This window comes from Janthinobacterium paucivorans, from assembly GCF_051380805.1.
Taxonomy (GTDB): Bacteria; Pseudomonadota; Gammaproteobacteria; order Burkholderiales; family Burkholderiaceae_D; genus Janthinobacterium; species Janthinobacterium lividum_D.
This window is the reverse complement of the sequence record NZ_JBNYXR010000023.1, coordinates 1-11,886: the sequence shown is the minus strand read 5'-3', so window position 1 is coordinate 11,886 and position 11,886 is coordinate 1. Positions and strand designations below refer to the sequence as shown.

Here is an 11,886-nt window from a genome sequence, read left to right as displayed (position 1 = left end):
CTAGACATGCTTATTTCTTTTCCGCTTTGGCTTTCGCAAGCAGCACGTCCATCACGCTGAGCGCCTGGGCATTCAGCTGCTCTTCGTTCTTGGCCGACTTGCTGCCTTGATCGGCTTGCGACGGCGACGTGATGTAACGGCCATCGATGGCGATCATGGGCCAGAAGCTGACGTTATAGCCTTGCATCATGGCGTCGGCACGGCGCACGCGCGCCGAGATCCCCATCGAACGGTAGGTGTCGATGAATTTTTGGCGTTCCACGCCCTGCTTGGCGACGAAGTCGAATACGGCGTCGTCGGTGGCCAGGCGGTTGCGCTCCACATGCATGGCGTGGAAGACGCTGGTGTGCAACTTGTCGAGCAGGCCCATCGCTTGCAGCGTGAAGAACAAGCGCTGCTGTGGCGCCACGCTGTCATCGCGCGATACGTGCACGCGCTTGAAGACGATGTTGTCGCCCTGTTTCTTGACCCAGGCCGCCAGTTGCGGTTCGAGTACGTTGCAATGCGGGCAGTAATACGCAAAAAATTCTGTCACTTCGATTTTCTTGCCCGACTCCGTCGCCTGCGGCGTGGCCAGGGTTTCGTACTCGACGCCATTCTTCGGCTCGGCCGGCGAGGCCGATGCGCCCAGGGCCGCAGTGCACAGGGCGGCGGCAAACAGTACTTGCTTCAAAAAACGCATGCTGGTTCCTTATTTTTGGTTGCGCACGACGGCGACATCGATGCCGTTTTCAGACAGCTTGGTGCGCGCGCGATTCATCGATTCGAGCTGGTTGAACGGACCGATACGCACGCGGTGCAGCACGCCGGCATCGGTGCTGCGGTCACTGATGGCCGCTTCGAAGCCCAGCAGCGCCAGTTTGCCGCGCGTGCTTTCGGCATCTGACATGTCATGGAAGGCGCCGGCCTGCAAATAATAAATCCATTTTTCGCTGGCGGCATCGGCCTTGGCTTCAGCCTTCGTTTCGGCCTTGGCTTGCACTGCCGGCGCGGCGGCCGGCGTTTTCGGCGTCGGCTTGTCTTTCAGGGTACCGATCAATTCCTGTAATGCGTCCGGCGGCGGTGCCTTCGGCTGCTGCGCGGTAGCTGTCGCGGGCGCCACTGGCTGCGTCGGCGTGACGATCTCGCGTGGCTCCTTGGAGAAGTCGCGCGCCGCTTCCTTGGCCGCTTCCTTGTTGCCGTACATCGGCTTGTTCGGGTCGCTGATCTGGCCGGCCGTCGGTTCGGCCGATTTGCCAGCCTTGCCCGACTTGTCGGTGAAGGGCGAGGCACCCTTGGTGATCACCAGGGCAACCGCCACGGCGATGCCCAGGCCGATGACCAGGCCGATGATGATGCCGACCAGGGTATTACCCTGCTGGCGTCGGATCGGCCAGGCGCGCGAAGCGCAAGAGGAAGCGTGATTCATAGGCGGTATGACCTTCGCGATTACATTTTGTTCGGCGCGGACACGCCGATCAGTGCCAGACCGTTGCGCAGCACTTGGCGCGCGGCGATGACGAGGGCCAGGCGGGCCAGCTTGACGGCTTCGTCCTCGACCAGCACTTTTTCGGCGAAGTAGAAGCTGTGCAGGTTGGCAGCCAGGTCGCGCAGGTAGAAGGCGACTTGATGCGGTCCCAGTTCCGCTTGCGCGCGCGCCAGCATTTCCGGATAGGCGGCCAGGGTCGCCAGCAGGGTCGCTTCGGTCGGCGCCGTCAGGGGAGACAAGTCAACGCCGGCGACCGTGCTTTCATCACCGCCCCAGTTTTCCAGGATGCGGCAGATGCGCGCATGCGCGTACTGCACGTAATACACCGGGTTTTCATCCGTAGTTTTCAGCGCCACGTCGACGTCGAAGACGAATTCCGTGTCCGCCTTGCGCGAGATCAGGAAGAAGCGCACGGCGTCGCGGCCCTTGGTGATGTCGCCGCCGCCCGACCATTCGATCAGGTCGCGCACGGTGACGTAGGAGCCGGCGCGCTTGGAAATTTTTACTTCTTCGCCGTCCTTCATGACGGTGACCATCTTGTGCAGCACGTAGTCAGGGTAGCCTTGCGGGATGCCCATGTCGACCGCTTGCAGGCCGGCGCGCACGCGCGCAATGGTGCCGTGGTGGTCGCTGCCCTGGATATTGATGGCCTGTATGAAGCCGCGCTGCCATTTCACCAGGTGATACGCCACGTCCGGCACGAAATACGTGTAGCTGCCGTCCGTCTTGCGCATGACGCGGTCCTTGTCGTCGCCGAAGTCGGTGGTGCGCAGCCACAGTGCGCCATCTTGCTCGTAGGTGTGGCCTGCCTTGATCAGCGTTTCGACCGCGCTATTGACCTTGCCGTCCGCGTACAGCGACGATTCGAGGTAGTAATTGTCGAACTTTACGCCAAACGCCTGCAAGTCGATATCCTGCTCGTTGCGCAGGTAGGTGACGGCGAACGGGCGAATCGACTCGATGTCATCGATGTTGCCATTGGCAGTGGCAGGCTGGCCGTCGCTGGCCGAGACGGTCTTGCCGGCCTTGAAGTCGTTGGCAATGTCGGCAATGTAGTCGCCGTTATAGGCGGACTCGGGCCATTCGGCGTCGCCCGGCACGAAGCCGCGCGCGCGCGCCTGCACCGAATTGGCCAGGGTCTGGATCTGCACGCCCGCGTCGTTATAGTAGAACTCGCGCGTCACCTGGTAGCCTTGCGCGTCGAACAGCGAGGACAGCGCGTCGCCCAGCGCTGCCTGCCGGCCGTGTCCCACGTGCAGCGGACCGGTCGGGTTGGCCGAGACGAATTCCAGGATGACCTGCTGGCCGGCGCCTGCCGTGCCGCGGCCATAGCTGTCGCCTGCACCGAGGATGGCCTTCACCACGGCCTGCTTGGCGGCGGCGCAGACGCGCACGTTGATGAAGCCGGGACCGGCGATTTCCACTGCCTCGATCAGGCCCTGGCCAGCCGGATTGGCCAGTACGGCCGCGACGATGGTTTGCGCCAGTTCGCGGGGATTCTGTTTCAGCTGCTTGGCCAGTTGCATGGCGATGTTGCAGGCGACGTCGCCATGCGATGCGTCGCGTGGTCGCTCGAGCACCACGGATGGCTCAAGCGAAGTGCCGGCCAGGACGGGAGCGAGGGCGGCCTGGAACAGGGCGATGATTTCTTGTTTCTGTTGGGCGAGCATGAGCAGGATGGCGGTGGAACCGCGTTAAGAATGAATAGAATGAATCACAAAGCAAAACGGACGGCCAGTACCGAGGCCGCCCAGACTGCGTCAATTATACTGGTTTGCCGGCGGGAACAATACGCTTGCTGGCAAGGTTGCCGAGCCAGCACATTTCTCGATATTGTCAGGATAATATGCCCATGTTGGTGCATGAAAACATCAGCATGACCCATTCTGCTTGTATATATGCAGTTTTTTTCCGTAAATTGCCCTTATCGCTGCAATCGCTTGGGCCAGAGGGCGCCACAAACGCTACAATCGACCCTTTATTGATGACGCGCGGCCGCGTATTTTCCTCCATGCCGCCAGCCGCGCGCAGCCACACCGGATAACTATGAACAAGCGCCCCACGCTGAAATTGAAAACCAAGCCGGCGCCAGGCCAGGCGTCCGCCTCTGCCGCACCGAAATTGCGTCCCAGCTATCATCCTGACCTGAAACCGGTCTTGCAGCCAGGCTTCCAGCCCGATTTGCGCGCCGACTCGCTGGCGTTCTGCCTGCTCGGCGCCGCCAATGCCGTGGCGCAAGTGCGCACGGGCACGGCCTTGCCGCAGGCGCTGGCCAAGGTATTTACGCAATCGAATGCCAGCCCGCAGGCGCGCGGCGCAATCCAGGATATTTCCTACCGCACCATGCGCCAGCTGGGCCGCAGCGAAACCCTGGTCGGCCTGATGACGTCGAAGGCGCCCGAGCCGCCGATGCTCGCCGCGCTGCTGTGCTGCGCACTGTCGCTGATGTCGGCCGAGCCGGACGAGCAGCCGTACGAAGAATTCACCGTGGTCGACCAAGCTGTCACGGTGGCCACCTCGCATCCTGACCTGGCGCACGCCAAGGGCATGGTGAATGCCGTATTGCGTCGCTTCTTGCGTGAGCGCAAGTCCTTGCTGGAAGCGGCCCTGCAGCAACCGGTGGCGCAATGGAATTATCCGCAATGGTGGATCGATTCACTGCGCCTGGCCTATCCCCGCGACTGGCAAGCCATTTTGACGGCCGGCAATGCCGTGCCGCCCCTCACCCTGCGCGTGAATCGTCGCAAGAGCACGCTCGAAGCGTATCTGGCCGTGCTGGCCGAAGCGGGTATCGCGGCGCGTCAGGTGGGACCGTTTGCCGTGCGCCTGGATAAGCCCATCGGCGTGGCGCTGATTCCCGGCTTCGAGCAGGGCGTCGTTTCCGTGCAGGATGCCGGTGCGCAACTGGCCGCACCGCTGTTGGACTTGCAAGATGGCATGCGCGTGCTCGACGCCTGCGCGGCGCCCGGCGGCAAGACTTGCCATATCCTGGAACTGGCCGATGTGCAGGTCACCGCCATCGACGCCGACGCCAAGCGCCTGCCGCGCATCGCGGAAAACCTCGAGCGCCTGGGCCTGGACGCAAGCTTGAAGGCGCAGGATGCGCAATCGAGCGCGTGGTGGGACGGCCAGCAGTACGACCGCATCCTGGCCGACGTGCCGTGCACTGCCTCGGGCATCGTGCGCCGCCATCCGGACATTCGCTGGTTGCGCCGCAAGGGTGATGCGTTCCAACTTGCAACACTTTCCGCCAAAATTCTGGACAACCTGTGGCAGATGCTGCGCCCCGATGGTAAATTGTTATTCGTGACATGTTCATTGTGGCCGCAGGAGTCCGAGGCGCAGGCGGCGGCATTTGCGGTGCGCAATAATGCCACCCGATTGACAGCGCCTGGCCAGCTGTTGCCGACTGGCAGCGCGGAGCAGGACCATGACGGTTTGTTCTATGCGCTATTCCAAAAAAATGCGGCTTGAGCGATCCGTCGAACCTTTTCCTACCGACACCACCGGCACACTCGTGACAACACGCATCTTCCGACTCCTGGCCCTGTTGCTGATGCTGGCATGCAGCATGCCGCGCGCGCATGCCGCCGACGTGGTCGACATCACCCGTGCCTACATCGAGTCGAGTGAGGAGGGCTACAAGCTGGCCGCCAGTTATTCGTTTGATCTCAATCACGACCTCGATGATGCCGTGCAGCATGGCGTGCCGCTGTATTTCACGACGGAAATCGAACTGACCCGGCCTCGCTGGTACTGGTTCGATGAAAAAGCCATCGTGGCACGCCAGACCAGCAAGCTGTCGTACAACGTGTTGACGCGCCAGTATCATGTGTCAGGTGGTGGCTTGCAACAAAGTTTCCCCACGCTCGACGACGCATTGTTTTTGATCCGCCGTCCCAGCCGCTGGCAGGTGGCGCGCCGCGGCGCGCTGAAAGTGGGACAGACGTATAACGTCACCTTGCGCATGGGCATGGACCGCGATTACCTGCCCAAGCCGATACAGGTCAATGCCTTCAACAATAGCGACTGGCGCCTGGCTTCGAATAAAAAAACCTTCTTGTACACGGCGGAGTAGTGAGTCAAGTATTGCGCTATCTGTTGGTGGTGGGCGGCGGCATTGTCAGTATCTTGCTGTTCCTGCTGGCGTCGGCTTCCAATAATTCCGGCTTTTTCGACCGCTATTACACCTGGCTGCTGGGCCTGAACGCCGCCGTGGCCGTGGCCCTGCTGGCGTTGGTGGGCATTTCCCTGGGACGCCTGTACGCGCGCTACAAGAGCGGCAAATTTGGTTCCAAGCTGATGACGCGCCTGGTGATGCTGTTCGCCGCCGTCGGTATCCTGCCGGGGCTGGTGGTTTTCCTTGTCTCCGTGCAATTCGTATCCCACTCCATCGAATCCTGGTTCAACGTCAAGATCGAAGCGGCGCTGGAATCGGGGATTGAGCTGGGTCGCGCCGGCCTCGATGCGGCCTTGGTCGAACTGGACCACCGGGGACACAAGGCCGTCAAGGAACTTGGTGCCGACCCGGTGACCAGTCCGGCCGTGCTGACGAGCCTGTTGCGCGAAGAGGGCATGCAAAATGTGATGATTGTCAGCGGCGACGGCGTGCTGCTGGCCAGCGCCGGGCCGCACAGTGCGGCCGACTTACCCACCCCGGCCATGCTGGTGCAGGCTGCTGCGCCAGCCGGTTATGCCTCCGCCGAAGGGGGGCTGGAATTGCACGACGATGGCACGGAGTCGGGTGGTGGTGGTTTCCGTGGTGGCATGCCGGCATCGCTGGGAACGGCCGCCAGCCTGCGCCTGCGGGTGCTGGTGGGCGTGCCGGGACCCTCCGTCTCACCACGCTACCTGCAACTGCTGCAGGCGGTGCCGCCCAAACTGGCGACCAATGGCGAGGTGCTGCGCGCCGCCTACAGCGAATACAAAGAACGTTTTGTCGCGCGCGTGGGCTTGCGCAAGATGTACATGGAAATTCTCACCTTGACCCTGCTGCTGGCGATCTTTGGCGCCATCGGCAGCGCTTTCCTGATCGCCGGGAAGCTGGCCCAGCCTCTGCTGCTGCTGGCCGAAGGCACGCGTGCCGTGGCCGAGGGCGACCTGTCGCCGCGCCCCATCGTCGCGACCAAGGATGAACTGGGCACACTGACGCAATCGTTCAACATCATGACGCGTCAGTTACTCGACGCGCGCACGGCCGTGGAAAGCAACCGCGCCGCGTTGCAAAACGCCAAGGCCCACCTGGAATCGGTGCTGGCGAACATGTCGGCTGGCGTGATGGTACTCGACGGCGATTTCAAACTGGTGACGTGCAATGAATCGGTCGAGCGCATCTTGCAGCATTCGGGCATGAGCACGGTGGGGCAGCCGTTGGCGAATATTACTGGAATGGAAGAGTTTGGCGGTGCCATCATCAGCGCCTTCACGGCGCAAAGCGCGCAATCGGCCTCGGGACGCAACCAGCAGCGCCTGCACTGGCAGCGCCAGATCGAGATTCCGCGCCGCCTCGGCAGTAGCGCCGACGAGCATGACATCACCTTGCTGACGCGCGGCTCGCGCTTGCCGCTGGAGTCTGGCAGCGGTTACATCGTCGTGTTCGATGATATTTCCGACGTCATTTCCGCGCAGCGCTCGATCGCCTGGGGCGAGGTGGCGCGCCGCCTGGCGCATGAAATCAAGAATCCACTCACGCCCATCCAGTTGTCGGCCGAGCGCCTGCAGATGAAGCTGGAGGGCAAGCTGGAGCAGTCCGACGCCGACCTGCTCAACCGCGCCACCAGCACCATCGTCAAGCAGGTCGACGCGATGAAGCGTATGGTCGATGACTTCCGCGATTATGCGCGCACGCCGCCGGCCGTGCTCATGCCCTTGCGCCTGAACGAACTGATCGAAGAGATCCTGAATCTCTATCTGCGCGGCGATGATGGCGATATCATCCACCCGCAGCTGGCGCCGAATCTGCCGATGGTGATGGGCGATCCGACCCAGCTGCGCCAAGTTATCCATAACTTGCTGCAGAACGCGCAGGACGCCATGGCCGACCTGCTGCCGGACTCGCCGCATCCGCGGATTGACGTAAGGACGGAAGCAATTCATTATCGCAGTGCGGACGGCGGCGTGAAAATCGCCGTGCGGCTCGCCATCACCGACAATGGCCCTGGTTTCGCGCCAAAAATCCTGGCGCGTGCCTTCGAACCTTATGTGACGTCGAAGGCGCGCGGCACGGGATTGGGCCTGGCGATGGTAAAGAAAATTATCGATGAACACGGCGGACGCATCGATATCGAGAACCGGGTCGACGGCAATGGCGCTTCGCTGGTCATTTTGCTGTTAAAGTTAGCTCCCGACACTTCCGCGCAGGATTTCCTGGCGTGAGGGTCTGGTTTAGTATTTAAAACACTAATAAAATCATAGTTGTCCGCCGTGTGCATCTTGTGCGCGACGGCCGGCGAAATGAGGAAGGCAAGACACGAATGGCAAACATACTCGTAGTGGATGATGAAATGGGTATCCGTGAGTTGCTCTCGGAAATATTGGGAGACGAAGGACATGCTATCCAGCTGGCCGAAAATGCGCAGCAGGCGCGTGAAGCGCGTGCCGCGGGCGCGCCGGATCTGGTACTGCTCGATATCTGGATGCCCGACACCGATGGCGTGACCCTGCTCAAGGAGTGGCAGCGCGATGGCTTGTTGACCATGCCGGTGATCATGATGTCGGGCCACGCCACCATCGACACCGCAGTCGAGGCGACGCGCATCGGTGCCATGAACTTCCTGGAAAAACCGATTGCCCTGCAAAAACTGCTGAAAGCGGTCCAGCAAGGCTTGACGCGGGCACAGGAAACCGTGCGCGCGCCGAGTGTGGCGCCGCGTGCAGTCGCACCCGTGGTGGCCGAGGAAAGCAGCCATCCAGTGCCTAGCTTTGGCGGCAGCGCGCCGCAACAGCTGATGGTGCGTCCAGGCATCGCCGTAGCGGCGGTGGCCGAAGGCCATGGCTACAACCTGTCGTTCGATTTGCCGCTGCGCGAGGCGCGCGATGCGTTCGAGCGCATGTACTTTGAACACCATCTCGGGCGCGAAGGCGGCAGCATGACCCGCGTGGCGGAAAAAACGGGCCTGGAACGCACCCATTTGTACCGCAAGCTGAAACAGCTAGGCGTCGAACCGGGCAAGCTGGCCAAGAAAAGCCTGTGACGACAGGCGTGCGGCGTCCAACGCCGCTGACCCTGGTCAGCGGCGGGAGCGCCGCCGCACGAGAGGCAGCCATCGCGCAAGCCTTGGCGCCGCATGAAGCAGCTGCCGTGATCCTCGAGGGATTGGCCGATGGCAACGCCATCCTGGCCGACCTGGCGGCGCAAGTCCCCCCTTCTTTAGCGTTTCCATTGCAATTGTTGCGCATCGCACCCGGCTGCCTATGCTGCAGCGGTAATCTCGTATTGCGTGTAACATTGAATCGTCTGCTGCGCCATCCACCGGCGCGCTTGTTCGTCAGCTTGGCCGACGCCTCGCACATCGAACAATTGCGCACCTGGCTTACGGCCAGCCCCTATGATGGCTTGCTGGCGCTGCAAGCCGACATAGCGGTTTCCTGAGCGCGACTGATTGACGATTTCAACATGGAATGATGGCAGTTGCAGTTGCATTTGCATCTCGTTACAACTGTGTAGCCCGTTGGATGGTGCGGCGCTTGAAATGGCGGCGTGTCAGCCCCACCTCTGTTCTGAAACCGCAGGAGCCTCTCCTGCCTGAGCGAAGGATGCAAAATGAATCTGATCTATAACAGCGAGCAATACAGCGTGGTGGAATTTGGCGCCGACGTCGACCTGGAAGCGCTGCGTTTTGGCGGCTATGAAATCGTCGACAAGGGTGGCAAGCGCGAAACCTTTATCGCCGGCGTCCTGGCCCAGCATTTCCGCCGCGACGTCACCGAATTGATCGCCAGCGAACCCAGCATGGAAGAAATCGATGAATTTTTGGGCAGCTACGATTCCCTCATGAGCCAGCCAGTGCTGTTGCACTAGTCGCATGGCTATCACCACCATACCAATCCGCCGGGCGGCATGGTATGGTGGCCCGGTTATCCTGCTGCAAACAGACCATGTGCCAACTTCTTGGAATGAATTGCAATGTTCCTACGGACATTGTATTTAGTTTTACCGGCTTCGCCATGCGCGGCGGCCAGACCGATACCCACCACGACGGCTGGGGCATCGCCTTTTTCGAGGGCGCCGGCGTGCGCCATTTCGTCGACCACCAGGCGGCGATCGCCTCGCCCGTGGCCGAACTGATCAAACGCTATCCCATCAAGTCGCGCAATGTCATCGCGCATATCCGCAAGGCCACGCAAGGCCGGGTAGCGCTGGAAAACTGCCACCCCTTCGTGCGCGAACTGTGGGGCCGCTACTGGGTGTTTGCGCATAATGGCGATTTGAAAGAATTCTTTCCCGTGCTGACGGGTAGTTACCGTCCCGTCGGTTGCACCGACAGCGAGCTCGCTTTCTGCTACCTGCTGCAGGAGCTGCACGCGCGCTTTGGCGATGCCCCGCCGGCGTTGCCGCAACTGCACGCTGCCTTGGCGCAGTTGTTGCCCAGCATCGCCGCCCACGGCACCTTCAACATGATGTTGTCGAGCGGCGAGGCGCTGTTTGCCCATTGCTCGACCAGTCTGCATTATTTGGTGCGACAACATCCGTTTCCAACTGCTAAACTCTCTGACGACGACCTGAGCGTGGACTTTTCCCAGGTGACGACGCCGCAGGACCGCGTGGCCTTGATCGCTACTCAGCCGCTGACGACAAATGAGCAATGGACGGCGTTTGCGCCGGGCGAATTGAAATTATTTGTCGACGCAATAGTGCAAGAGATGCCAGTGGCCTGATTTGGCCTAATTTGTTGACGACAATACGCTTGATTACTGCCAAAATACTCACAGTGCGGGCAAAAATTCAGCTAAAGTATTGTCAATAGTGAACCTTGATGCGGGCGCCGCGCTGCCGGTGTCACTCGACCTGATTGATGAAGACTTAATGATCGATATTTCCAGCAACGACATCACCCCGAAACCCTTGCGCGTGCGCGAGTTTTATCTGGGGCGACAACCTATCCTTGACCGCAATCAAGCCCTGTTTGGCTATGAGTTGCTATTCCGCAATGCTCCGGTAGGCCCCGCCAATATTTCCAGCGACCTGTCCGCCACGGCATCCGTGATCGCCCATGCCTCCCAACTGGGAATGGAACGGGTCATCGGCGATGCGCTCGGTTTCGTCAACGTCGATGCCGACGTGATCATGAGCGACATTTTCGTGTTTTTGCCGCGCGAAAAAGTGGTGCTTGAAATCGTCGAATCGATGCTCGTCACGCCGGAGGTGCGCGCGCGCATCAGCGAACTGGTCGGACATGGCTTCGCCTTCGCGCTGGAAAACGTGGTGTCGGATACGTCGCAAGTGCAGCAGTTGTTGCCACTGGTGCAATATGTAAAGATGGACATGAGCACGGTCGACCCGCAAGTGCTGGCAGCGCTGGCACCCCGTTTCAAGCAGGAACAAAAGAAACTGGTGGCGGAAAAGGTCGAGACACGCGAAGAATTCAAATTGGCGCTGGACCTGGACTTCGATTATTTCCAAGGCTATTATTTCGCCAAGCCCGCCATCATGACGGGCAAGAAACTGTCGCCTTCGCAACTGGCGGTCATGGAGCTGATGACCTTGGTCACGTCCGATGCCGGCAATATGGATATCGAGCGCGCCATCAAACGCGACGTGTCGCTGGCCCTGAATCTGCTGCGTCTGGTGAATACGCCTGCCGTGGGCGCGCGTCAGCGCATCGATTCGCTGAGTCAGGCCGTGACCGTATTGGGCCGTCGCCAATTGCAACGCTGGCTGCAAATCATGCTCTACGCCGAGCCAAGCAAGCGCGGCCACAGCATGACGCCGCTGCTGATGCTGGCCACCACGCGCGGCCGCTTGCTTGAACTGCTCGCGCATAAACTGCGCCCTAACAATGCCCATCTGGCCGATATCGCCTTTACGGTCGGCATCATGTCCCTGATGGATACCCTGTTCGGCGTGCCGATGTCGGAAATCCTCACGCAGATCGAAGTCACCGATGAAGTGGCCGCCGCACTGCTGTCGCGCGAAGGCTTCTACGGCGACTTGCTGCGCCTGGCCGAATGCATCGAGCGCATCGAAGACATGGAAGGCGAGATCGTGCCAACCTTGCGCGACCTGGCCATGTCGCCGGACGACCTGGTGGAGCTGGAAATGGCTGCCTACGAATGGAGCGATAACGTTGTCAGGTATGCGCTGTAGATACTGTTATCCCCGTCAAGCGGCGTGCAAGGTCGGATCAAATATTTTTCCTGACCTGAGCACGCCGAATGCCACGTGCACCAGCTTGCGCATCATGGCGCCGATGATCAGC

11 protein-coding genes are annotated in these 11,886 nt (G+C 60.9%); 8 read left to right on the top strand and 3 right to left on the bottom strand.

The annotated features are described in order from the left end of the window. Positions 1–10: 10 nt before the first annotated feature. The 3 genes from ACQ4V8_RS20855 to argS are packed head-to-tail and all read right to left on the bottom strand — an operon-like array spanning position 11 to position 3,138. Positions 11–682, bottom strand: coding sequence for a thiol:disulfide interchange protein DsbA/DsbL (locus tag ACQ4V8_RS20855; RefSeq protein ID WP_010393206.1), 672 nt, complete (start codon positions 680–682; stop codon positions 11–13). A gap of 9 nt (positions 683–691) precedes the next feature. Beyond that, entirely contained in the window at positions 692–1,408 is a 717-nt protein-coding gene (locus ACQ4V8_RS20850) for an SPOR domain-containing protein (protein ID WP_010393208.1), read from the bottom strand. A 20-nt stretch (positions 1,409–1,428) separates the two neighbouring features. After that, entirely contained in the window at positions 1,429–3,138 is a 1,710-nt protein-coding gene (argS, locus tag ACQ4V8_RS20845; protein ID WP_070345823.1) for an arginine--tRNA ligase, read from the bottom strand. Between the two features lie 376 nt (positions 3,139–3,514). Between argS and rsmB the strand changes: the two genes are divergently transcribed. From rsmB to ACQ4V8_RS20805, 8 genes are all read left to right on the top strand, one after another. Beyond that, positions 3,515–4,942: a 16S rRNA (cytosine(967)-C(5))-methyltransferase RsmB gene (gene rsmB / locus ACQ4V8_RS20840; protein ID WP_010393212.1), complete on the top strand. Its 1,428-nt coding sequence runs from the start codon at positions 3,515–3,517 to the stop codon at positions 4,940–4,942. Further along, positions 4,914–5,546: a DUF4390 domain-containing protein gene (locus ACQ4V8_RS20835; protein ID WP_010393214.1), complete on the top strand. Its 633-nt coding sequence runs from the start codon at positions 4,914–4,916 to the stop codon at positions 5,544–5,546. The genes rsmB and ACQ4V8_RS20835 overlap by 29 nt, the downstream gene beginning before the upstream one ends. Further along, a complete protein-coding gene (locus ACQ4V8_RS20830; RefSeq protein ID WP_029496041.1) occupies positions 5,546–7,843 on the top strand; it encodes a sensor histidine kinase in 2,298 nt (765 codons plus the stop codon). Before ACQ4V8_RS20835 ends, ACQ4V8_RS20830 begins: the two co-directional genes overlap by 1 nt. A gap of 98 nt (positions 7,844–7,941) precedes the next feature. After that, complete coding sequence (locus ACQ4V8_RS20825) at positions 7,942–8,661, top strand: response regulator (RefSeq protein WP_010393218.1); 720 nt, start codon at positions 7,942–7,944, stop codon at positions 8,659–8,661. Then, positions 8,658–9,059 carry a hypothetical protein gene (locus ACQ4V8_RS20820; protein WP_010393220.1) on the top strand — a complete coding sequence of 134 codons (402 nt, stop codon included), beginning with the start codon at positions 8,658–8,660 and terminating at the stop codon, positions 9,057–9,059. The genes ACQ4V8_RS20825 and ACQ4V8_RS20820 overlap by 4 nt, the downstream gene beginning before the upstream one ends. A 171-nt stretch (positions 9,060–9,230) precedes the next feature. Then, complete coding sequence (locus ACQ4V8_RS20815; protein WP_010393222.1) at positions 9,231–9,488, top strand: BTH_I0359 family protein; 258 nt, start codon at positions 9,231–9,233, stop codon at positions 9,486–9,488. A 77-nt stretch (positions 9,489–9,565) separates the two neighbouring features. Next, positions 9,566–10,345 carry a class II glutamine amidotransferase gene (locus ACQ4V8_RS20810; protein ID WP_029496042.1) on the top strand — a complete coding sequence of 260 codons (780 nt, stop codon included), beginning with the start codon at positions 9,566–9,568 and terminating at the stop codon, positions 10,343–10,345. A 148-nt stretch (positions 10,346–10,493) separates the two neighbouring features. Then, complete coding sequence (locus ACQ4V8_RS20805; protein ID WP_436572122.1) at positions 10,494–11,774, top strand: EAL and HDOD domain-containing protein; 1,281 nt, start codon at positions 10,494–10,496, stop codon at positions 11,772–11,774. Positions 11,775–11,886: the final 112 nt, after the last annotated feature.